Source organism: Deefgea tanakiae (assembly GCF_019665765.1).
Classification (GTDB): domain Bacteria; phylum Pseudomonadota; class Gammaproteobacteria; order Burkholderiales; family Chitinibacteraceae; genus Deefgea; species Deefgea tanakiae.
The window spans coordinates 3499258-3520119 of the sequence record NZ_CP081150.1; the positions used below are offsets into that span (position 1 = coordinate 3499258).

The following is a 20862-nucleotide window of genomic DNA, read 5'->3' on the forward strand; positions in this document are numbered from 1 at the left end:
TAAATAATGGCTGTATTGAAATACCTTAATAAAAAAATGGGTGTGAATTTTTGCTACATACTCTTTCTACTAAGCGACTATTATTGCGGCCACTGCAAGACAGTGATGCCGCAATGATTGCGCAACTAGCGGGAGAATGGCAGGTCGCCAGCAAAACGGGGCGCATTCCTTATCCCTATGAATTGTCGATGGCGGTTGATTTTATCCGTTGGTCGCAACTTAATCGTGCCAAAGAAGGGATGTTTGCGGTGTGTTTGCGCAACGGTGATTTGATCGGTTGCGTGGGGGCGAGTTTGGACGGCGACTCGGCCGAGTTAGGTTATTGGCTTGGGATTGCGTATTGGGGGCAAGGTTTTGCGACCGAAGCTGCACAAGCACTGGTGCCGTATGTTTTATCTTTGCCAAACACGCGGCAAATGACCTCATCGCATTTACTAAGCAACCCCGCCAGCGGCAAGGTGCTGAGCAAACTTGGATTTATCGAGTCTGGCCGTGAAATGGTGAATTGGCGCAACGAAGGCCAAGTGGAGTTAGTGAAATATCTTTATCGCATAGCTTGGGCGGCTCAGTTGAGCGCGAAGGATTCGAATGATTCAATTTCAACAAGTTAGTAAAAGTTATCCCGGTGGCTTTGATGCCATTAAAAACCTTAGTTTTGAAGTGCCTGATGGTGAGCTGGTTTTCTTGGCTGGTCATTCGGGTGCAGGGAAATCGACTTTACTCAAATTGATGGCGGGCATTGAAAAGCCAACCAGTGGTTCGGTGCTACTCAATGGGCAAAATCTAGCGCGGATGAGCCGTGCATCGTTACCGTTTGTGCGGCGACATATTGGATTAATTTTTCAAGACCACAAAATTTTGTTTGATCGCACTGTGTTTGATAATGTGCGTTTGCCGCTCGATATTATTGGCTTTGATCACGCCGAAGGTCGCCGCCGCGTGTTGGCAGCGCTCGATAAAGTCGGTTTGGCGGGTAAAGAAAAACTTAATCCAGTGTCACTTTCTGGTGGTGAGCAACAACGCTTGTGCATCGCGCGCGCAGTGGTGCATCGGCCGTCGATTTTGCTGGCCGATGAGCCAACGGCCAATCTGGACAGCGATTACGCACACGATATTTTGGAATTGTTTAAATCCTTCCACCAAGTGGGCGTGACGATTTTGATTTCGGCGCACGATGAATCTTTGATGGCTGATTACGGCCGCCGTATTTTGCGCTTGAAACACGGGCAATTTACCGCTTAAGCGCGACATTGATTGGCGCAAAAGGGAAGAAAATATGAAGCATTGGTTCCGTCTGCATTTTTTAGCATTGACGCGCACGCTGGGTAATTTGTTTCGCCATCCGGTGGGTAGCATGCTCAATTTATTGGTGATCGGCATTACTGCTGCATTACCGCTGGCTTTGTGGGTGTTGATTACGAGTTTGTCGAGTATTACGGCACAAGTTTCGGTCGATCCACAGTTGTCTATTTTCATCCGCACCAGCGCTAGTAGCGAGGAGGTGACAGCTTTGAAAAGCACGCTCAACGCCGATGCTCGCTGGGAGAAAGTCGAATTCGTACCTAAAGATATCGCGCTTAAAAATCTTCAGGCCAATTTAGGCACTAACGATTTAACGGCAGGCTTGCCAGAAAACCCGCTGCCCGATGCGTTTGTACTGCTGGCGAAGGATAATGATCCTCTTGCACTAGAAGGGCTGAAAAAAGAATTGGCCTCGATCACGATCGTCGAAGAAGTGCAGCTTGATTCGGATTGGGCGCGCCGTTTGGCGCGGATTACTGATTTGGGGCAAGTTATTTTTGAGGTTGTCGCGGGTTTGTTGGCACTGGCTTTAGTGCTAATTACTGGTAATGCGATTCGAATGCAGATTTTAACGCGACGAGACGAGATTGAAGTTGCCAAGCTAATCGGTGCAACCGATTCATTTATCCGGCGGCCATTTATGCATGCCGCTGTGGTGCAAGGTGCGTTGGGTGGCGGAGTGGCTGTGTTGATCGTGTGGGGTTTGGTCTCGTATGTGAATCCAGCGGTGATTGAGTTGGCCCATTCCTATGGTCAGTCGGTGAGTTTGTTGGCACCGGATTGGCTAACGATTTTGGTCGTTTGCGCCGCTACGGCATTGTTGTGTGTGGTGGGGGCGGTGTTCGCTGTGGCACGGTATTTATACCAATATCGCTAATTTTCTTACTTCGTCTGATTTTGCTGTTCTTTTTTACGGTTTAGATATGCTTCAAACAAAAATTCGCCAACGCCAAAACGGCATTGTTTTATATGGTATTACGCCGCCGAAGGCGAACAATTCGGCTGAAAAAATAGCAGAGATTGCGCGTGTGCAAATCGAGCGAATTGCACCTTTGGGTGTTGATGGTCTGGTGCTGTACGATATTCAAGATGAGGCCGAACGAACCGATGTTACGCGGCCCTTTCCTTTTATGGCCACGCTCGACCCGCTGCTTTATAGCCGTGAATACTTGGCCGACTTGGCGATTCCTAAAATCAATTATCGCTGCGTGGGTAAATACTCAGCTGAGGAGTTGAGTGCTGATTTGGTCGCCATGGACCGCGGTATTTCAGTGTTTGTTGGTGCCGCTTCGCGTGAGCAGCATGTCAACCTGTCTGTGACTCAAGCTTATGCCTTGCGTCGTGAAGTGAATCCAGCGTTATTGGTGGGAGGGGTTGCTATTCCAGAGCGTCACTTGCTTAAAAATGATGAGCATTTACGCGTGAGCCGCAAAGTGAGCGAGGGTTGTTCGTTTTTTATAACGCAGTGCGCTTATAACGTTGAGGCGGCAAAGAATTTTCTTTCCGATTACTATTATGATTGCCAAAAGCAGGGCTTAGCAATGGTGCCGATTATCTTCACCATCACGCCATGCGGGTCGATTAAAACTTTGGAATTCATGAAATGGTTAGGAATTAGCATCCCCAAGTGGCTGGAAAATGACTTAGTTCATTCGGGAGATATTCTTGCTAAGTCTTTAGAGTTGTGCAAGGGTATCTTTTCGGAGATATTATCCTACGCAATGGAGAAGGGTATACCCATAGGTTGCAATATTGAAAGTGTCGCCATTCGCAAGGATGAGATCGAGGCATCGCTGCAGCTGGTGCATGATATTAAAGCGATGTTTGCGGTCTGTGATCGCGCTGCGTAGTGGCTTGAGGATGAAGAGTCGCCGTTCGGCAGATTGAATACGGCTATGACTTGGATAGTAACAATTACCGTGCACAATGACGCATGCATGTGATTGAATAGAGTGGAACTAAAAACACAATTAGCACTCTCACTGTTTGAGTGCTAATATTTTATGTGTAGGGTGAGTAACAGGTTTGATTGACAGGAGAATAAAGCAATGAGCAATGCGATGACACTTTCAACACTATCGGTTGGCGATAGTATTGAGCGCTATATTCAGCGTGTTAACGCCGTTCCTATGCTTTCGCCGCAAGAAGAACACGATTTGGCTACGCGCCATCAAGAAAATGGTGACGTGGAAGCTGCACGCCAGTTGGTGATGTCCCACTTGCGCGTCGTGGTTTCGATTGCGCGTGGTTATAGTGGCTACGGCTTACCGCAGGCGGATTTGATTCAAGAAGGTAATATTGGCCTGATGAAGGCGGTGAAACGTTTTGAAGCGACGCGTGGCGTGCGCTTATACTCATTCGCCGTGCATTGGATTAAAGCTGAAATTCACGAATATATTTTGCGCAATTGGCGCTTGGTGCGGATTGCAACGACCAAAGCACAGCGTAAATTGTTTTTTAATCTGCGCTCAATGAAAACCAGCTTTGCCGCTTTAACGCACACACAGGCCAAAGAGATCGCCGATGATTTGGGTGTGAAGCCTGAAGAAGTTCTCGAAATGGAAACCCGAATGACGGGGCAAGACGTTTCTTTGGTTGCTGATGATGGTGATGATGATGGCTACGCGCCAATTGATTGGCTTGCTGATAGTCATAATGAACCCACTGCAGCTATTGCGCGCGCTAGTACGGATCGTTTGCAATCTACGGGGATTGTTGAGGCGTTGGATGGACTTGATGAACGAAGCCGTCGGATTATCGAAGCCCGTTGGCTGACTGATGAAGGGGAATCTTTGACTTTGCATGATTTGGCGGCGGAGTTTCAGGTTTCTGCAGAGCGTATTCGCCAGATTGAAACTAAAGCACTACAGAAGATGAAACAAGTGCTGCTGCCTGCTACGGTTTAGTTATTTAAGTCGTGATGAAAAGGACGCCTAGGCGTCCTTTTTTATTTTTGAGTTCAAGAAAAGCTAAACTTAGACGATAATAGGGTAAGTCCTTGAAATAAATAGATAAATTTCATGAAATCGGTTAAGTTTTTACAGCGAGCTCAAGGGTTTGCTGACTATGTTGTTCAAACATCGAGCGAGCTAACTGCTTCGCTACCGCAATCGGATCTCTATTCCCGAAATCCCTCAACGAATATTCGCAAGAAAAAATTATCAGTTGGGCTGTGGGATGGCGCTGAGCGCCGTACTCACCAAGAGCGGCGAGGCAGCGATCGACGCAATGAAAGGCAATCCGCGATGCTGGATACGCGGGTGCGCGTAGATCGTCGACGTGAGGGCCGACGCCAAACTGATGAATTAGAGTTGCGATCTTTTTCGTGTCGCGTTTAGCGGAGTAGCTGCCAAATCAGCGCAATGATGCTGGCGGCAACTAAGACGCTGGCGCTGATATTGCTGATCCGATGCAATTCTTTGCGATGCGATGGCAGCAGCATTCGCCATCCTACACAGCAAACTAAAATGAAGAGAAAAATATAAAGTAGTTTACCGCTCATGGGTTCTGAATTGGCTCTAGATGTCCGGCTGTCGGGATTTTTTGGTGGAGTTTGTAAGTTTTGTGAAATTGCCTAAGATTTTACTTTAACTTGTGTGACCTTGAGGCTTATTCTAAAAGACTTTTGTTTAGAAATTATTTTTATCGCTAAATCATTGTATCAAAACACAAAATTTCCGGCACAACTTGTGCCGGTTTTTTTTTTGCTCTATAGTGAGTTTCGGTGGGGGAAAGTGGATAAAAGTGTACTTTTGTGGTGATAAATTCGTTAAAATCGCGGCGAAGGTAGAATGATTGATTTTTAGGCCGTAAGTCTGCGGCAATAGGTTCTGGCACAAGATGTTTGGTGGCGTTTCTTCGATGAATTTGGACAGTAAAGGGCGATTGGCGATTCCAGCCAAGCATCGTGACGCCCTGCTTGCCCGTTCAGAAGGAAAACTAGTCATCACTGTTGAGCCTTCCGGTTGCTTGCTGATTTATCCAGAACCGGATTGGATTCCGGTGCGAGACCAGTTGAACACGCTCTCTGGCCCGCAAATGGGTCTACGGCGTTTGATCGTGGGTCATGCCGAAGAAATTGAGATGGATACGTCAGGCCGTATTTTGGTGCCTCCGGCATTGCGCCAGCGCGCTCAACTGGATAAAGCAGTCGCTTTAGTCGGTATGGGTAATAAGTTTGAATTGTGGGATGAAGCCAAGTGGAACGCCGTTACTGATCTAGCAATGGCGATGGACCCACTGGAGCTGCAAAATAACATGCAAGGAATTGTGCTTTGAGTGAAGTGGTAACAGCGAACTTCGTGCATTGCACGGTATTACTCAATGAGGCTGTCGACGCGTTAGCGATTCAGCCGGATGGTGTGTATGTCGATTGTACTTTTGGTCGTGGTGGTCATTCACGGTTGATTTTGTCAAAACTCGGCCCAAATGGCCGCTTAATCGCATTTGATAAAGACTTGCATGCGATTGCCGAAGCCGCAACGATTACTGATCCACGCTTTACGATTGTCCATGAAGGCTTTGTGACCTTAGCAGACTCGTTGGCGAAATTAGGCGTCACTCAGATTGATGGATTGTTGATGGATTTGGGTGTGTCATCGCCGCAGTTGGATGACGGTTCGCGTGGTTTTAGTTTTAGATTTGATGCGCCGCTGGATATGCGTATGGATACAACGCGGGGCATGACGGCGGCAGAGTGGCTTAATTCTGCCGAAGAAAAAGAAATTGCAGAGGTGGTAAAAGATTATGGCGAAGAACGGTTTGCTCGGCAGGTTGCAGCAGCGATTGTTACGCGTAGGGCAAGCGAACCTTTTGTTACAACAGGAGAACTTGCCGAGGTCGTGGCAACGGCAGTCCGTACCCGCGAGCCGGGCCAGAACCCGGCGACGCGTACCTTCCAAGCTGTACGGATTTACATCAATCGCGAGCTTGAAGAGCTTTCGTTAACACTGCCACAAGCCTTGGGGTTGCTAAAAATTGGTGGTCGCTTGTCGGTTATTGCATTTCACTCCCTAGAAGATCGAATTGTGAAGCGCTTCATTCAGGATGCTGCAAAGGGTGACCATTTGCCATCTCGTTTACCGGTGCGGGCGAGTGAAATCGCTGAAGCACCACTGCGTGTGATGGGCAAACCGATTCGCGCTACTGAAGCAGAATTAAAACAAAACCCAAGGGCGCGTAGCGCCATTTTACGTATTGCTGAGCGTACAGCGGGGCCATTGTGACCCGCTTGAATATGTTTTTGTTAGCGGTTTTGGTGATTTGCGCTTTGGCTGTGGTGACCAGCCGCCATAAAGCCAGGAAGTTATTTATTGAGCTGCAAAAAGAAGATGTGCTCACTAAAAAACTCGATGTTGAATGGGGGCAATTGCAGCTAGAGCAGAGTACTTGGGCCATGCACTCGAGGATAGAGCAAGAAGCGCAGCATAATTTAGGGATGCAAGTTGCACCTTCAAATCGTACGCAAGTAATTTTAGAGCATGGCCAAGTGGTAAAAAAACCTGAGGTCAAAGATTTGTAATGGCCTTAATGAGTAAAGCAGCCGGAAATCGAGGCGCAAGATTTAGCAGTCCACCAAAAGCCAAGTTAGAACGTTGGCGAGTATGGGTCGTGCTCGGTGGTTTACTGATGCTCTTGAGTGGTTTGTTGGGGCGCGGGCTGTATTTACAAGTTTGGAATGACGGATTTTTGCAAGACCAAGGTGATGCGCGTTACCGCCGCACTTTAAAGCTTGAAGCCAATCGCGGCATGATTACCGATCGAAATGGTGAGCCATTGGCCATTTCGACGCCAGTGCAGTCGATTTGGATGAGCCCACGCAGTATGGCGGTTTTATCAGCAGGACAAACACGACCTGTTGATTGGAAGCCAGCGAATGACGATGAGCTGATTCCGATGTCGCTGGAAGAGATTAAAAAATTAGAAAAGCATTTGCAGTTAGCACCGAATGAATTATTGAAAAAGCTCAGTGCATCAAGAAAAAATTCTCAGGGCAAAGAGGTTAAGTCTGATTTCTTGTGGGTAAAGCGTCATATCTCGCCGACAGATGCCAAGTCATTAATGGCAATGAAAATTCCTGGCGTGTATTCGCAAACTGAATATCGGCGCTATTACCCCGCAGGTGAGGTGATGGCGCACATTATTGGCTTTACCGATATTGATGGTAAAGGCCAAGAAGGTTTTGAATTAACGCGTGAAAAAATGCTGGCAGGTAAGCCTGGCTCTCGAACTGTGATTCGAGATCGGCGTGGTTACATCGTTGAAGACGTTTCAACGATTATTCCGCCACAAGAAGGACAAACTTTGCAATTGTCGATTGATCGCCGGATTCAGTATTTGGCCTACCGAGAATTGAAAAATGCCGTTGAAACATCGGGCGCAGTGGGTGGTGCGATTGTGGTTCTGGATGCACGTACGGGTGAAGTATTGGCCTTGGCCAATGCGCCATCGTACAACCCGAACAGCCGAGCCAAGATTGACCCCTCGCATAAGCGGAACCGCGCTTTGACTGATTTGTATGAGCCAGGCTCAACGATGAAGGCGATTACCGTAGCGATGGCGCTCAATGCGGGCAAAGTGACGCCACAGACCGTAATCCAAACGGGTAATGGCACGATGGCGATTGGCCCGAATAGGGTGAAGGATGATCACCCCGTCGGAGCTGCAACGGTTGAGCACATTATGCAGAAGTCTTCCAATGTGGGGACGGCCAAAATGGCACTCATGATGGATAGGGAAGCGGCTTGGAATTTTTATAAAGACGTTGGTTTTGGTGAAGTGCCACACACCGGTTTCCCAGGTGAAGCTGCTGGGCGCTTAAGACCTTGGAAAAATTGGCGACCGATTGAAGAGGCCACCATGGGTTTTGGTTACGGGATGTCGGTTAGCTTGATGCAAATGGCGCGCTCGTATCAGTTGTTTGCAGGCAATGGCGAAATTCATCCGGTGACCTTTACCAAGTTGGTAGCACCAGCACCAGGAAAGCAGGTGGTTTCAGCCAAGACGGCAGAGCAAGTGCGAAAAATGTTGGAGATGGTGACTTTGCCAGGGGGTACGGCAACCCGAGCGCAGGTCGTTGGGTACCGAGTCGGTGGCAAAACAGGCACAGCGAAAAAATTAGTTAACGGCGCGTATTCAGATACTGCGCGGGTTGCTTCTTTTGTGGGTTTGGCGCCGATCTCTGATCCTCGCTTGATTGTAGCAATCATGATTGATGAGCCAAGCTTTGCTTTACGGTATGGTGGTCTAGTTGCAGCACCGATTTTTAGTAGTGTCGTAGCGGGTAGTTTGCGAATGCTTGGCGTACCGCCAGATGCGCCAACCACCAATATTTTCTTACCGAGTCAAGAATTAGAAGTAAAGGAAGAGACATGAAGCCTGCGAGCTGGGAATTGCCTGCCTTTGATTTGTCTGCGGTGATTGATTTAGTCGGTGGTCGGCCTATGGTCGTCGATAGCCGCAAGGTCGTGGCGGGGGATGTGTTCTTTGCTTTTCAGGGCGAGTATGCCGATGGCCGTCAGTTTATCGCAGATGCCATCGCGAATGGCGCAGCGGCTGTAGTGTGGGAAGAAGAGGATTTTGCATGGAATCCAGCTTGGGATGTTAAGAATTTAGCCGTGCCTGCTTTGCGATATCAGGCGGGTATCATTGCGTGTGCCATATTAAATAATGACTCTGGGTTGATGCCTGTAGTGGGTATTACCGGCACCAATGGTAAAACATCGATTGCCAATTGGTTGGCGCAAGCGTTTGACAGTTTGGGAAATAAAACTGGCGTGCTGGGTACGCTGGGTAATGGTTTTTTAGGTGAGCTCGAAAGCTCAACGCACACCACGCTAGATCCGATTGGCGTACAGAATTGGTTAGCTAAATTTCGCACGCATGGTGCGACGCATGCCGTGATGGAGGTTTCTTCACACGGTTTAGTGCAAGCGCGGGCGCATGGTGTGCCGTTTAAAACGGCGGTGTTTACCAATTTAACCCGCGATCATTTGGATTACCACGGCACGATGGCCGCGTATGCGGCAGCAAAAGCCAAGCTGTTTGAATGGGACGGTTTGCAAACGGCTGTAATTAATGCCGATGACGCTTTCGGTCGAGAGTTATTAGAATTCACCACCGCGCCAAAAGTGTATTCCTATGGCTTTAGCCAAGGGAATTTACGCGTAAAGCATTTTGAATCGTCACTCGATGGTCTTTCTTTGGTCGTTGACACTCCTTTGGGTGAAGCGGCTATCAATTCGCCGCTGCTTGGGCGCTTTAACGTGAGTAATTTACTGGCGTGTTTAGGCGTATTGCTAGCTGATGGTGTCGCGCTTGAAGACGCATGCCGTGTCCTAGGCCAGATTCGTTCTGCACCAGGCCGGATGCAGTGTCTGGGCGGTTTTGGCAAGCCGATGGTGGTGGTTGACTACGCCCATACGCCTGATGCTCTGGAAAAAGCCTTGCTCACACTGCGTGAGGCGATGCCTGTGAATTCACGCCTTTATTGTGTTTTTGGTTGTGGCGGGGATAGAGATACGGGTAAGCGCCCATTGATGGGGGAAATCGCTTGCCGATTAGCCGATGCCGTCGTGGTGACCAGTGACAATCCGCGTACAGAAAAGCCGCGTGAGATTATTGAACAAATTGTAGCGGGTGTTGAAGGCGTTCCCGGTACGGGCAATGCCAATTATGCAATTGAGTCGGATCGATTTCATGCGATTAGCGACACCATTGATATGGCAGCGAGTACGGATGTGATTTTGATTGCTGGTAAAGGGCATGAAACGTATCAGGAAATTATGGGCGTACGCCAACATTTTGATGATGTAGAAGTCGCAAGTGCCGCATTGGCGAAAAAAGTAATAAGGAAGTAATGATGTTGAATTTGCAGGAAACTGCGCAAGCGCTCAATGCCAAGCTACAGGGAAATCCTGAGTTGGTGTTTATGCGCGTCACCACGGATAGCCGCGACATTCGCGCGGGTGATTTGTTTGTTGCACTCAAAGGTGAGCGTTTTGATGCGCATGATTTTGTCGCGCAAGCATTCGCACAAGGTGCGGTTGCGGTGATGGTTGAGCATGCCGTGGACGGCAATTGCATTATCGTCGCTGATACCTTGTTGGCTTTGGGTGAGTTAGCAGGGTATTGGCGTGCAAGGCATGCGGCAAAACCGTTAGTGGCAATTACTGGCAGTAATGGTAAAACATCGCTAAAAGAAATGTTGGCTTCGATTCTGGCGGTGAATGCCGGTAGCGCCGACTTGGTGCATGCGACCAAAGGCAATTTGAATAACCATATTGGCTTGCCGTTAACGCTATTGGGAATTCGTGCTGAGCATCGTTTTGTCGTGGCCGAGATGGGGATGAACCATTTTGGCGAGATTGATTACCTCACTAATATTGCGCGTCCAGACGTAGCGGTGGTGAATAACGCGGGCGCAGCGCACTTAGAAGCTTTGGGTTCAGTTGCGGGAGTTGCCAAAGCAAAAGGTGAGATTTTTGCTGGCTTGGTCGGTAATGGCGTAGCCATTATCAATGCCGATGATGAGTTTGCAGGTTTCTGGCGTGAATTAGCCAGCTCGCATTCACAAATCTCATTTGGTTTACAAGACGCAGAAATCTCTGCCGAGCAAGTTCAACTATTGGCCAGTGGCAGTGTATTCAAATTGGCGACGCCGTTGGGCTCAGCAGAAGTATCACTGGTCGTGCCGGGATTACACAATGTCCGCAATGCACTGGCTGCAGCAGCATCGGCCATCGCTTTGCAAATTCCATTGGCTGATATTGCTACGGGATTATCAGCATGGGGTGGCGTTAAGGGCCGATTGCAAGCTAAACGTGCTGCTAATGGCGCGAGTATTTTAGATGACACTTATAACGCCAATCCCGACTCAATGCGCGCAGCGGTTGATGTATTAGCTGCGATTGGTGCAAGCAGTACCGAGCCAACGGTGCTGGTATTGGGTGATATGGGCGAAGTTGGCGAGGATGCGGCAGAGCGTCACGCTGAAATCGGCGCATATGCACGCCATCAAGGCATCGGCGCATTGTTTGCCCTTGGCGAGCACATGGCTCACGCCGTAGCTGAATTTGGCGAAGGCGCTCAGCATTTTGCAAACAAAGCTGATTTATTGCTCGCACTCACTCAAGCCGTGACACAGCAATCACACGTTTTAGTAAAAGGTTCGCGATTTATGCGAATGGAAGAAGTTGTTATTGCTTTAGAAGGAGTACAGCCATGTTGCTGATGTTGTTGCAATGGCTCGGCGAATCGGTTCGCGCCTTTAATGTATTTAATTACCTAACGTTGCGTGCAGTTTTGGCAACGATTACCGCTTTGACGATTTCATGGACTTTAGGCCCATGGGTAATTCGCAAATTAGCTGAGTTAAAAGTTGGCCAAGCAGTACGAGATGATGGCCCACAAACGCATTTGATTAAAGCCGGCACGCCTACGATGGGCGGCACGCTGATTTTGCTATCGATTGGTCTGACTACCTTACTGTGGGGCGACTTGCGTAATCAATACATTTGGTTGGTACTCGTCGTGACCTTGGCTACGGGCGTGATTGGTTTTGTTGATGATTACAAAAAAGTAGCGCTCAAAAATCCAAAGGGTTTGTCGGCCAAGGCCAAAATGTTTTGGCAATCGGCAATTGCGATTGGTGCGGGTTTATTTTTGGTTAACTTTGGTAGTGATGCGAGCAATACCGGTTTCATTATTCCATTTTACAAAGAAATCCTTTATCCATTTGGTGCCATTGGTTTTTGTATCTTGACCTATTTCGTCATTGTGGGGACGAGTAATGCGGTCAATCTTACCGATGGCTTGGATGGCTTGGCGATTATGCCGGTGGTGTTGGTCGCTGGCGCGTTTTGTATTTTTGCCTATGTGGCAGGCAATTTTAAATTTGCAACTTACCTTGGTGTTCCCCATGTGGCGGGTGCAGGTGAATTGATTGTTTTCTGTGCGGCAATTGTTGGCGCAGGCTTGGGCTTTTTATGGTTCAACGCTTATCCGGCTGAAGTCTTCATGGGCGACGTTGGCGCGTTGGCGCTTGGTGCCGGTTTAGGCGTGGTGGCGGTGATTGTTCGTCAAGAAATCGTTTTATTGATTATGGGCGGCGTGTTTGTCGTTGAGGCGCTCTCGGTGATGATCCAAGTTGCAAGTTTCAAAATGACGGGCAAGCGGGTGTTCCGAATGGCACCCTTGCATCATCACTATGAATTGAAGGGCTGGAAAGAAACCCAAGTGGTGGTTCGTTTCTGGATTATCACCATGCTTTTGGTCTTGGTAGGCTTAGCCACCTTGAAACTACGGTAGGCGAAGATGGAACTCACTGCAAAACATTGCATCGTGGTTGGCTTGGGTGATACGGGCTTGGCCACTGCGCGTTGGTTGGTCGCTAAAGGGGCGCGTGTAACGGTGGCTGATAGTCGCAGCACACCACCCAATTTAGCTAATTTACAGGCTGAGTTGCCAGGTGTTGCGTTGCGACTTGGTTCTTTCAATGTCGATACATTCGCCGATGCCGACATGCTCATCACCAGCCCTGGTGTGCCATTGGCAACACCAGAAATCGCCGTTGCTATAGCGCATGGCGTACCTGTTTTGGGTGATATTGAGTTATTGGCGCAAGCATTAGTGGGTAAGCCGAGCCAAGTGATTGCCATTACTGGTTCTAATGGCAAATCGACCGTGACAACGATGGTGGCGCAAATGTGCGAGGCCGCCGGAAAAACAACCGTGATGGCCGGCAATATCGGCGTCCCCGTCTTGGCCGCATTGGCTGAGTGGGAAGCGCGTGGTGAGTGGCCTGATATTTGGGTGCTCGAACTATCAAGTTTTCAATTGGAGACAACGCGTTCCTTAGCTCCCGTCGCGGCGACGGTGCTCAATGTTTCTGAAGATCATTTAGATCGTTACGCTGGAATGAAAGAGTATGCAGCGACCAAAGCCAGTATTTTTGCTGGTGTAGGCATGCAGGTGCTGAATCGCGAAGATGGCTGGTGCCGGGGTATGGCTCGCCAAGCAAGAGAAGTTATATGGTTTGGTGCGGATACGCCACGTAATGGTTCTGAATATGGATTGCTTGAATTAGACGGTGATTTTAGTCTGCGTTGCGGCGATATCGAGTTGATGAAAGCTTCTCAATTGCCGGTTGCGGGCTTGCATAATGCGGTGAATGCCTTGGCTTCAATTGCCTTGTGCCGCGCAGCGGGTTTGCCAATCGAGCCGCTCATTAGAGCGCTGAAAAACTTCAAAGGTTTGCCGCATCGGGTTGAGTTTGTCGCTGAAATTAATGGCGTGGCTTATTACGACGACTCAAAAGGCACCAATGTAGGCGCAACTGAAGCGGCACTCAAAGGCATGACTCGTCCCGTGGTACTGATTGCAGGTGGTGATGGTAAAGGGCAAGACTTTTCTCCTTTGCTTGAGGCGTGCGAGCAAATTTGTCGTGCAGTGTTGCTGATTGGGCGCGATGCACCTGCTTTGGCCGAAGTGCTCAATGAAGCGACTTCAGCATACTTGCCAGATGATGATGACAATTACTTGCCGGTGATGATGGTGCCGTCACTAGAGATGGCGGTATCGGTGGCGAGCAATTTTGCAGAAACGGGTGATGTGGTATTGCTCTCGCCCGCCTGTGCCAGCTTGGACATGTTTAAAAATTATCACCATCGTGCAGAAGTGTTTATTGCAGCGGTCAAAGGTTTGGAGCATTAATGCGTCAAATCTTTTATCAAGCCATGAAGCGAATGAAGCCCACGATGAGCGCCTACGATCAGACGCTCTTCTGGTGCATCGTGATGCTGCTGACGATTGGTTTGGTGATGGTGTACTCGTCTTCGATTGCGATGGCGGAAGTAGATAAAGATACGGGATTTAAATCGAATTATTTTTTAATTCGTCATGCCATTTTTCTACTCGTGGGGTGCGCAGCGGCTTTTATTGCATACAATATCCCAAGTGAAACTTGGCGTAAATACTCTCCGATTTTGTTTATTGGCGGCATTGTTTTACTGATCTTGGTATTGATTCCTGGCATTGGCCGAGAAGTAAACGGTAGTCGCCGCTGGTTGAGTTTATTTGTAATTAATTTGCAGCCATCTGAATTAGTTAAGTATTTTGTCGTGCTGTATGCCGCTGATTACAGTGTGCGTAAAAATAGCAGCATGAGTGCCAAAATTTCAGAGAGTTTCTCAAAAGTTTTATTTCCATTGGCCATCGTGATGACTGTGGTGGGCGGACTTTTATTGGCACAACCCGATATGGGCGCGCTCATTGTGGTTACTGCGATTGCGGTCGGCATTTTATTTTTAGCTGGATTTAGTTGGCAATTATTTGCCGGCTTGATTGTTGTTTTGGGTGGCGCTTTTTTTACTTTAATTGCAACGAGTCCATATCGCCGTGCTCGGGTTTTAGGATTTTTAGATCCTTGGCAAGATCCGTACGGTAAAGGTTATCAATTAAGTCATTCGCTGATTGCATTTGGACGTGGTGAGTTCACCGGTGTTGGCTTGGGATTAAGTGTTGAGAAATTGTCGTATTTACCTGAAGCGCACACTGACTTTTTAATGGCGATTATTGCTGAAGAATTTGGCTTTGTCGGTGTGGCTATTGTGATTTCTTTGTTTGCCTTTTTAGTCTTTCGCGCGTTTGCAATTGGCGTGCAAGCCAATAAATTAGAGCGGCATTGGCAATCATTAGCGGCGCAAGGCGTGGGTATTTGGATTGGCTTTCAGGCTGTGATTAATATTGGCGTAAATATGGGCGTGATGCCGACTAAAGGGTTGACCTTGCCTTTACTTTCATTTGGCGGCTCTGGGATTGTTGCCAACTTATTGGCTTTGGGTTTTTTAATGCGAATTGACTATGAAAATCGCCAAATGATTCGGGGGTATAACGTATGAAAAAACGTACCCTTTTGGTGATGGCGGGCGGTACAGGTGGACATATTTTCCCCGCACTTGCAGTGGCAAATGCGGTGCGTGCTCAAGGCTGGGATGTGGTGTGGTTGGGCGCAAAAGACGCGATGGAAACGCGTGTCGTTCCGCAGCATGGTATTGATTTGGTGACCTTGGATATTACGGGTGTTCGTGGCAAGGGCTTGTTGAAAAAACTGAGCCAACCATGGGTGCAGGCGAAGGCATTGTTGCATGCGTTGAATTTGATTTTCCGTCGTCGCCCTGATGTGGCGATTGGCTTTGGTGGTTTTACGGGCTTTCCCGGCGGCCTCGCCATGCGTATGTGCTGGTTACCTTTGGTGATACACGAGCAAAACTCGGTAGCTGGTTTGACCAATCGAGTACTGTCCAAAATCGCTAATCGAGTGCTCTTTGCATTTCCTTCCGCGTTCCCAAATCAAGCGGATTGTGTCGGTAATCCGGTACGCGCTGAAATGAATGTTGTGGCAGGGCCGGAACTGCGATTTGCCGAGCGCTCTGGAGTATTAAAAATTTTAGTTGTAGGCGGAAGTTTGGGTGCACAAGTATTCAACGAACAACTGCCGCAAGCTTTGGCTTTGATTCCTGAGAATGCTAGGCCTGAAGTGACGCATCAATCAGGTGAAAAGCATATTGAGACGCTCAAAGCCAATTACGTCGCAGCTGGCGTGAATGCCAATTGCGTTGCTTTTATTGGTGATATGGCGCAAGCGTACGCCGATGCAGATTTGGTATTGTGTCGATCCGGCGCTTTGACGGTCGCGGAATTGGCTTGTATTGGCGCGGCAAGTGTATTGGTGCCGTTTCCATATGCTGTGGATGACCATCAAACTGGAAATGCAAAATTCCTCAGCGATGCTGGGGCTGGCGTTTTATTGCCACAAACAGAAAGTAGCCCTGAAAAATTAGCAAAATTAATTCAAGAAATGACTCGAGAGCGTTGCCTGAAAATGGCAAAAGCCGCGCGAGTGTTAGCACAACCTAATGCAACGGACGCAGTCGTTGCAGTGATTAAAGAATTGGCAGAATGAAACATAAAGTAAAACGCATACATTTCGTAGGTATTGGCGGCGTTGGCATGAGCGGCATTGCCGAGGTGTTGTTGAATCTTGGTTTTGAGGTGAGCGGTACCGATTTGGGCGTGAGCGCAACTACCAAACGCTTGGCAGCTGCGGGCGCAGAAGTATTTCACGGCCATGCCGCTGAGTACGTTGCTAACGCGGATGTGGTGGTGATTTCAAGCGCGGTCAAAGATGACAACCCCGAAGTTGTTGAGGCGCGCAAACGCAAAATTCCAGTAGTGCCACGCGCGATGATGTTGGCTGAGTTGATGCGCCTTAAGCAAGGCATCGCAATTGCCGGTACTCACGGAAAAACGACAACGACGAGTCTGAGCGCGAGTGTGCTTGAAGCTGCCGGGCTGGATCCGACCTTTGTGATTGGTGGAAAATTGCATGCCGCCGGCTCGAATGCACGATTGGGGCAAGGGGACTTTTTGGTTGCCGAAGCGGATGAAAGCGATGCGTCTTTCTTGATGCTCACGCCGGTGATTTCTGTGGTGACCAATATCGATGCCGATCATATGGATACCTATGGACATGATTTTGAAAAGCTGAAGCAAGCCTTCATCGATTTCCTGCACCATTTACCATTTTATGGTCGGGCGATTTTGTGTGTCGATGATCCACATGTGCGCTCAATTTTGCCGAAAGTCACCAGTCCAGTTACCACTTATGGCGTGGCTGAAGATGCAATGTTGCGCGCGGAAAACATCGTGGCCGATAACGGCCAGATGCGCTTTGATGCAGTTTGGGAAAACGGCGAATCACGCCGTTTGGCCGTGACCTTGAATATGCCCGGCATGCACAACGTGCTCAATGCCTTGGCTGCGATTGCGATTGGGATTGAAGTGGGGGCAGATGAAGCGGCGATTGTCGCAGCATTGGCTTCATTCCAAGGCGTAGGTCGTCGGTTCCAACGTTATGGCGAAGTGGCGCTTGAAACTGGTGGTTCATTTACCTTAGTCGATGATTATGGTCATCACCCGGTGGAAATGGCGGCGACTTTGGCCGCCACGCGAGGTGCTTTCCCAGGGCGTCGGTTGATGTTGGCATTCCAGCCGCACCGCTACACGCGAACGCGTGATTGTTTTGAAGATTTCGTCAAAGTACTCAATACCGTCGATGGTCTGTTGCTTGCCGAGGTTTACGCCGCTGGCGAAGCGCCGATTGTTGCCGCTGATGGCCGCTCACTTGCTCGTGCGGTACGTGTGGCTGGCAAGGTAGAGCCGGTGTTTGTGGAGAACATTGCCGATATGCCAGCGGCAATCCTTGCCGCAGTCCGTGATGGTGATGTGGTGGTCACGATGGGCGCCGGAACGATTGGGAATACACCGAAATTGTTAAGTGAGATGGTGAAATGAATCAGTATGGAAAAGTAGCCGTCATCATGGGTGGTAGTTCAGCAGAGCGAGAAGTGTCTTTGATGAGTGGCGCCGGTGTTTTAGCAGCATTACAAGCAAGTGGCATCGATGCTCATGCATTTGATCCCGCTGAAAAGCCACTGCAATTGTTGAAAGCAGAAGGTTTTGATCGCGCATTTCTAATTTTGCATGGTCGTGGTGGCGAAGATGGCACGATTCAGGGGGCATTGGAGTTTCTTGGTGTGCCATACACCGGCTGCGGAGTGATGGCTTCTGCAATTGGTATGGATAAATGGCGTACCAAATTACTGTGGGAAGCTGCAGGTTTGCCAGTGCCGGATTACCGGATCGTTGAAAGTGCGGAAGAGTTAAAACTTGCTGCGCAAGAACTTAGTTTGCCTTTGTTTGTGAAGCCTGCGAATGAAGGTTCAAGCGTTGGCGTTGTAAAGTTGAAGTCATTACTTGATGTCGATGCCGCGTGGGCTGAGGTATCACAGCATAAATCCGTCGTTTTAGCAGAGCGCAATATTGGTGGCGGTGAATACACATGCGCTGTTTTGGATGGTCAAGCGTTACCAACGGTGAAAATCATTCCGCAAACAGAGTTTTACGATTACGAATCGAAATACATACGTGACGATACGGTGTATCACTGCCCATCAGGCTTATCAGGCGAAAAAGAGCAGCAAGCACGGAGTTTGGCCGAAAAAGCTTACCGTATTTTGGGGGCGACTGGCTGGGCGCGGATCGACTTTCTAACGGATGAAGACGGAAAGATTTACTTGCTTGAGGCCAATACGGCACCCGGTATGACGACGCATAGTTTGTTCCCAATGTGCGCGCGTGAGGCCGGTTTGAGTTACGAATCACTAGTGATGAAAATTTTAGCAACAACTTTGTGAAATATGTTGATTTGTAAGGGTATATCCTTGCAACTCTTGTTATAATTTGAATGCATTAATATACCCAGAAAGGGGCGGTGCTTTAAAGCACCAATTAGGGAATCAATATGCTTGTGCAGTTTTCGCATCCACACGCTGCAGACTTTCCAAATGTGGAATAAGCCGCAGCTATTGATGTGGTTTGCAAATTTGCTGACTGCTTTGGCATTGATGCTGCTGTTTTACTCGCTGTTATTTTTGGCGGTGCATTCGCCTTTGTTTCCGGTTCGCAAAATCAAGGTGGATGGTGATTTAACCCATGTCACGCGTGAGCAGTTGCAGTACGTGATTAAGAATGAGTTAAAAGGGACTTTCTTTACGCTGGATTTGGATAAAACCCGGCAAAATTTTGAAAAGTTACCTTGGGTACGGCAAGTTGAAGTGCGTCGCCGCTGGCCTGATCGCTTAGAAGTGAATATTGAAGAGCATAAGGCGGTTGCCCGGTGGGGAACAGCAGGCTTACTCAATTCACACGGCGAAAAATTTGATGCTGCTAGCGGCGATCATTTGCCTGTGTTGGAAGGGCCTGATGGTACTGAGAAGATTATGGTGGAAGGGTTTCAACGGCTAAAAGTCGCGTTGGCGCCTTTAGGAAGAACACCAACAAAGCTGTGGCTATCTGAGCGCCGAGCTTGGCGCTTTGAATTGGACAAGCAACTGATTGTGGAAGTAGGGCGAGATGATCCGGTTGATCGGGTCACGCGTTTTGTAAAAGCCTACCCGAGCACGTTGGCACTCTTGCAGCAGCCGTTTGAATATGTTGATTTGCGCTATCCAAATGGCTTTGCAGTGCGTTTGCCGAGTTACCACCCGATTGAAAAGCCGGTTGCAGGAAAAGGAAGTGCAGTGAAGGTCGTGCCGTCTGTCGCAAAACCAAAAGCGACTAAAGCTTCGGCATGATTTATGCTTTTGACTTAATAAGTCAATTAAAAGTAATAAGTTAGCTGTGTTATTTAAAGTTAAACCTTAAGAATTGTAAAAGAGGCTGTCAGTGACTAGGGATGCAAAAAACCTCATCGTTGGGCTAGATATCGGGACTTCAAAAGTGGTCGCGGTGGTGGCTGATGTGAAGGAAGACGGCTCATTGAATGTTGTGGGTCTTGGCTCTGCTGCGTCGAAAGGCTTGAAGCGCGGTGTGGTGGTTGATATTGAAAAAACCGTCGCCGCCATTCAATCCGCACTCGGTGAAGCTGAATTAATGGCCGACTGCAAAATCAGCGAAGTGTATACCGGTATCGCTGGCAGCCACATCAAGAGCCTGAATTCACACGGCATGGTGGCGATTAAAGATAAAGAAGTCACTCAAGCTGATATTGATCGAGTGATTGAAACAGCTAGCGCTGTCAATATTCCGACCGACCATCAAGTGCTGCATATTTTGTCGCAAGAATATGTGATTGATGGACAAGAAGACGTAAAAGAGCCGTTGGGCATGTCGGGTGTACGTTTAGAAGTTCGCGTGCACATTGTGTCGGGTGCAGTGTCTGCAGTGCAAAACATTACCAAATGCGTACGCCGCTGTGGTTTGGAAATCGCTGAAGTGGTGTTGCAACCCTTGGCTTCAAGCTATGCCGTACTCACCGAAGATGAAAAAGACCTTGGTGTATGTTTAGTCGATATTGGCGGTGGTACGACGGATATCGCAGTATTTATTGGTGGTTCGATTCGTCATACGGCGGTCATTCCCATTGCCGGTGATCAAATCACAAATGATGTGGCAATGGCATTACGTACACCAACAGGTGAAGCAGAAAACATCAAGATTCAACATGGTGTGGCCTTGCGTCATATGACCGATCCACAAACGATGATTGAAGTACCGGGCGTGGGTGAGCGTGGTGCGCGACAAATGAGCCGCCACACTTTGGCTGAAGTCATTGAACCGCGTGTTGAAGAATTATATAGCTTTGTGCAGGCAGAGCTACGCCGAGTTGGTTTCGAAGATCGTTTGTCGAGCGGGATTGTGATTACCGGCGGCGCTTCATTGATGCCAGGTATGACTGATTTGGCCGAAGAAATATTCCACATGCCAGTGCGTTTAGGTTTGCCACGTTATGTGGGCGGTCTGGCTGAAGTGGTTAAAAATCCGCGCTACTCAACGGCGGTCGGTTTATTGATTTTGGCGCGACAACAAATGCAAAAAGCGCCAAATCATCGTGGTAAAGAAGGTGGAATGGGTGATGTTTTCGGCAGAATGAAGTCATGGTTTCAAAATAACTTCTGAAATATTCGGGTAAGCGGTAAAATCGGGCAAGAGGAGAGTGGA

The 20862-nt window shown here is 48.6% G+C and carries 21 protein-coding genes; 20 read left to right on the forward strand and 1 reads right to left on the reverse strand.

The features are described 5' to 3' along the window. The first annotated feature begins 83 nt into the window (after positions 1-83). The 6 genes from K4H28_RS16305 (at position 84) to K4H28_RS16330 (ending at position 4640) form a co-directional block, all read left to right on the forward strand. The gene (locus K4H28_RS16305; protein ID WP_255573688.1) at positions 84-611 is read left to right on the forward strand and encodes a GNAT family N-acetyltransferase; all 528 of its coding nucleotides are present in this window, start codon (positions 84-86) and stop codon (positions 609-611) included. Beyond that, positions 589-1242 (forward strand): cell division ATP-binding protein FtsE, encoded by a 654-nt coding sequence (ftsE, locus tag K4H28_RS16310; RefSeq protein WP_221006185.1) that lies wholly within the window; start codon positions 589-591, stop codon positions 1240-1242. Before K4H28_RS16305 ends, ftsE begins: the two co-directional genes overlap by 23 nt. A 34-nt stretch (positions 1243-1276) precedes the next feature. Then, the gene (gene ftsX, locus K4H28_RS16315; RefSeq protein ID WP_221006186.1) at positions 1277-2179 is read left to right on the forward strand and encodes a permease-like cell division protein FtsX; all 903 of its coding nucleotides are present in this window, start codon (positions 1277-1279) and stop codon (positions 2177-2179) included. Positions 2180-2225: 46 nt separating this feature from the next. Beyond that, positions 2226-3152: a methylenetetrahydrofolate reductase gene (locus K4H28_RS16320; protein ID WP_221006187.1), complete on the forward strand. Its 927-nt coding sequence runs from the start codon at positions 2226-2228 to the stop codon at positions 3150-3152. Between the two features lie 198 nt (positions 3153-3350). Further along, positions 3351-4208, forward strand: a complete 858-nt coding sequence (rpoH, locus tag K4H28_RS16325; protein WP_221006188.1) for an RNA polymerase sigma factor RpoH — start codon at positions 3351-3353, stop codon at positions 4206-4208. A 114-nt stretch (positions 4209-4322) separates the two neighbouring features. Beyond that, entirely contained in the window at positions 4323-4640 is a 318-nt protein-coding gene (locus K4H28_RS16330) for a hypothetical protein (protein WP_221006189.1), read from the forward strand. On the opposite strand, the gene K4H28_RS17005 is transcribed toward K4H28_RS16330, so the two are convergent. Continuing rightward, positions 4637-4804 carry a protein MIGRI gene (locus tag K4H28_RS17005; RefSeq protein ID WP_444542511.1) on the reverse strand — a complete coding sequence of 56 codons (168 nt, stop codon included), beginning with the start codon at positions 4802-4804 and terminating at the stop codon, positions 4637-4639. The genes K4H28_RS16330 and K4H28_RS17005 overlap by 4 nt on opposite strands. 338 nt (positions 4805-5142) lie before the next feature. Between K4H28_RS17005 and mraZ the strand changes: the two genes are divergently transcribed. The 14 genes from mraZ (at position 5143) to ftsA (ending at position 20820) form a co-directional block, all read left to right on the forward strand. Then, positions 5143-5580: a division/cell wall cluster transcriptional repressor MraZ gene (gene mraZ, locus K4H28_RS16335; RefSeq protein WP_221006190.1), complete on the forward strand. Its 438-nt coding sequence runs from the start codon at positions 5143-5145 to the stop codon at positions 5578-5580. A gap of 5 nt (positions 5581-5585) precedes the next feature. After that, the gene (gene rsmH / locus K4H28_RS16340; RefSeq protein WP_221008079.1) at positions 5586-6527 is read left to right on the forward strand and encodes a 16S rRNA (cytosine(1402)-N(4))-methyltransferase RsmH; all 942 of its coding nucleotides are present in this window, start codon (positions 5586-5588) and stop codon (positions 6525-6527) included. Then, positions 6524-6823 carry a cell division protein FtsL gene (gene ftsL / locus K4H28_RS16345; protein ID WP_221006191.1) on the forward strand — a complete coding sequence of 100 codons (300 nt, stop codon included), beginning with the start codon at positions 6524-6526 and terminating at the stop codon, positions 6821-6823. The genes rsmH and ftsL overlap by 4 nt, the downstream gene beginning before the upstream one ends. Continuing rightward, positions 6823-8676, forward strand: coding sequence for a peptidoglycan D,D-transpeptidase FtsI family protein (locus tag K4H28_RS16350; RefSeq protein ID WP_255573565.1), 1854 nt, complete (start codon positions 6823-6825; stop codon positions 8674-8676). The genes ftsL and K4H28_RS16350 overlap by 1 nt, the downstream gene beginning before the upstream one ends. Continuing rightward, entirely contained in the window at positions 8673-10160 is a 1488-nt protein-coding gene (locus tag K4H28_RS16355; protein ID WP_221006192.1) for a UDP-N-acetylmuramoyl-L-alanyl-D-glutamate--2,6-diaminopimelate ligase, read from the forward strand. Before K4H28_RS16350 ends, K4H28_RS16355 begins: the two co-directional genes overlap by 4 nt. Beyond that, positions 10160-11533 (forward strand): UDP-N-acetylmuramoyl-tripeptide--D-alanyl-D-alanine ligase, encoded by a 1374-nt coding sequence (locus K4H28_RS16360; protein ID WP_221006193.1) that lies wholly within the window; start codon positions 10160-10162, stop codon positions 11531-11533. The genes K4H28_RS16355 and K4H28_RS16360 overlap by 1 nt, the downstream gene beginning before the upstream one ends. Continuing rightward, complete coding sequence (gene mraY / locus K4H28_RS16365) at positions 11524-12609, forward strand: phospho-N-acetylmuramoyl-pentapeptide-transferase (protein ID WP_221006194.1); 1086 nt, start codon at positions 11524-11526, stop codon at positions 12607-12609. Before K4H28_RS16360 ends, mraY begins: the two co-directional genes overlap by 10 nt. A 6-nt stretch (positions 12610-12615) precedes the next feature. Next, positions 12616-14013 (forward strand): UDP-N-acetylmuramoyl-L-alanine--D-glutamate ligase, encoded by a 1398-nt coding sequence (gene murD, locus K4H28_RS16370; RefSeq protein WP_221006195.1) that lies wholly within the window; start codon positions 12616-12618, stop codon positions 14011-14013. Next, positions 14013-15200 (forward strand): putative lipid II flippase FtsW, encoded by a 1188-nt coding sequence (ftsW, locus tag K4H28_RS16375; RefSeq protein ID WP_221006196.1) that lies wholly within the window; start codon positions 14013-14015, stop codon positions 15198-15200. The genes murD and ftsW overlap by 1 nt, the downstream gene beginning before the upstream one ends. Continuing rightward, positions 15197-16264: an undecaprenyldiphospho-muramoylpentapeptide beta-N-acetylglucosaminyltransferase gene (murG, locus tag K4H28_RS16380; protein WP_221006197.1), complete on the forward strand. Its 1068-nt coding sequence runs from the start codon at positions 15197-15199 to the stop codon at positions 16262-16264. The genes ftsW and murG overlap by 4 nt, the downstream gene beginning before the upstream one ends. Next, complete coding sequence (murC, locus tag K4H28_RS16385) at positions 16261-17655, forward strand: UDP-N-acetylmuramate--L-alanine ligase (protein ID WP_221006198.1); 1395 nt, start codon at positions 16261-16263, stop codon at positions 17653-17655. Before murG ends, murC begins: the two co-directional genes overlap by 4 nt. Further along, positions 17652-18557 carry a D-alanine--D-alanine ligase gene (locus tag K4H28_RS16390; RefSeq protein WP_221006199.1) on the forward strand — a complete coding sequence of 302 codons (906 nt, stop codon included), beginning with the start codon at positions 17652-17654 and terminating at the stop codon, positions 18555-18557. Before murC ends, K4H28_RS16390 begins: the two co-directional genes overlap by 4 nt. A gap of 150 nt (positions 18558-18707) precedes the next feature. Beyond that, positions 18708-19496, forward strand: a complete 789-nt coding sequence (locus K4H28_RS16395) for a cell division protein FtsQ/DivIB (RefSeq protein ID WP_221006200.1) — start codon at positions 18708-18710, stop codon at positions 19494-19496. 91 nt (positions 19497-19587) lie between these two features. Next, a complete protein-coding gene (gene ftsA, locus K4H28_RS16400) occupies positions 19588-20820 on the forward strand; it encodes a cell division protein FtsA (protein ID WP_221006201.1) in 1233 nt (410 codons plus the stop codon). Positions 20821-20862: the final 42 nt, after the last annotated feature.

Bases quoted from the DNA above. Each gene is read 5' to 3' on its own strand.
- ftsE (WP_221006185.1), top strand. From the start codon at position 589: ATGATTCAATTTCAACAAGTTAGTAAAAGTTATCCCGGTGGCTTTGAT.
- ftsX (WP_221006186.1), top strand. From the start codon at position 1,277: ATGAAGCATTGGTTCCGTCTGCATTTTTTAGCATTGACGCGCACGCTG.
- K4H28_RS16320 (WP_221006187.1), top strand. From the start codon at position 2,226: ATGCTTCAAACAAAAATTCGCCAACGCCAAAACGGCATTGTTTTATAT.
- rpoH (WP_221006188.1), top strand. From the start codon at position 3,351: ATGAGCAATGCGATGACACTTTCAACACTATCGGTTGGCGATAGTATT.
- K4H28_RS16330 (WP_221006189.1), top strand. From the start codon at position 4,323: ATGAAATCGGTTAAGTTTTTACAGCGAGCTCAAGGGTTTGCTGACTAT.
- K4H28_RS17005 (WP_444542511.1), bottom strand. From the start codon at position 4,804: ATGAGCGGTAAACTACTTTATATTTTTCTCTTCATTTTAGTTTGCTGT.
- mraZ (WP_221006190.1), top strand. From the start codon at position 5,143: ATGTTTGGTGGCGTTTCTTCGATGAATTTGGACAGTAAAGGGCGATTG.
- K4H28_RS16350 (WP_255573565.1), top strand. From the start codon at position 6,823: ATGGCCTTAATGAGTAAAGCAGCCGGAAATCGAGGCGCAAGATTTAGC.
- K4H28_RS16355 (WP_221006192.1), top strand. From the start codon at position 8,673: ATGAAGCCTGCGAGCTGGGAATTGCCTGCCTTTGATTTGTCTGCGGTG.
- K4H28_RS16360 (WP_221006193.1), top strand. From the start codon at position 10,160: ATGATGTTGAATTTGCAGGAAACTGCGCAAGCGCTCAATGCCAAGCTA.
- mraY (WP_221006194.1), top strand. From the start codon at position 11,524: ATGTTGCTGATGTTGTTGCAATGGCTCGGCGAATCGGTTCGCGCCTTT.
- murD (WP_221006195.1), top strand. From the start codon at position 12,616: ATGGAACTCACTGCAAAACATTGCATCGTGGTTGGCTTGGGTGATACG.
- ftsW (WP_221006196.1), top strand. From the start codon at position 14,013: ATGCGTCAAATCTTTTATCAAGCCATGAAGCGAATGAAGCCCACGATG.
- murG (WP_221006197.1), top strand. From the start codon at position 15,197: ATGAAAAAACGTACCCTTTTGGTGATGGCGGGCGGTACAGGTGGACAT.
- murC (WP_221006198.1), top strand. From the start codon at position 16,261: ATGAAACATAAAGTAAAACGCATACATTTCGTAGGTATTGGCGGCGTT.
- K4H28_RS16390 (WP_221006199.1), top strand. From the start codon at position 17,652: ATGAATCAGTATGGAAAAGTAGCCGTCATCATGGGTGGTAGTTCAGCA.
- K4H28_RS16395 (WP_221006200.1), top strand. From the start codon at position 18,708: ATGTGGAATAAGCCGCAGCTATTGATGTGGTTTGCAAATTTGCTGACT.